This window comes from Pseudomonas sp. AM4(2022), from assembly GCF_036346515.1.
GTDB classification, from domain to species: Bacteria; Pseudomonadota; Gammaproteobacteria; order Pseudomonadales; family Pseudomonadaceae; genus Aquipseudomonas; species Aquipseudomonas paracarnis.
The window spans coordinates 1-438 of the sequence record NZ_JAOTNW010000073.1; the positions used below are offsets into that span (position 1 = coordinate 1).

At 60.5% G+C, this 438-nt stretch carries 1 protein-coding gene and 1 pseudogene; both read left to right on the forward strand.

Annotated elements, in window-relative coordinates; all coding sequences use genetic code 11:
* Positions 1 to 271: pseudogene (locus tag ODQ19_RS28010) on the forward strand (arabinose ABC transporter substrate-binding protein); the annotation flags it as partial.
* Positions 268 to 438: ATP-binding cassette domain-containing protein (locus ODQ19_RS28015; protein ID WP_146120477.1), on the forward strand; the 171-nt coding region annotated here is incomplete at its 3' end. The pseudogene ODQ19_RS28010 and the gene ODQ19_RS28015, both read left to right, overlap by 4 nt.

A 438-nucleotide genomic window follows, 5' to 3' on the forward strand; every position in this document is an offset into this window, starting at 1 on the left:
CACCGAAAGTGCTGGTTTCGCCGCAGCCAACGTGATCGGTATCGGCATCAATGGCACCGACGCCATCGGCGAATTGAAGAAAGCCAACAGCGGCTTCTTCGGCTCCATGCTGCCCAGCCCGCACATTGAAGGCTACAAAACCGCTGAGATGATGTACGAGTGGGTCACCCAGGGCACCGAGCCGCCGAAATACACGGCCATGGATGAAGTGACGCTGATCACCCGTGAAAACTTCCAGGCGGAACTGACCAAGATCGGGCTGTGGAAATGACCGCTGCGGCCCTGCGGTTTGACGGCATCGGCAAGACTTTTCCCGGGGTCAAGGCGCTGGATGGCATTTGCTTCACCGCCCACCCCGGGCAGGTGCACGCGCTGATGGGCGAGAACGGCGCAGGCAAGTCGACCCTGCTGAAAATTCTCGGCGGCGCCTACATTCCG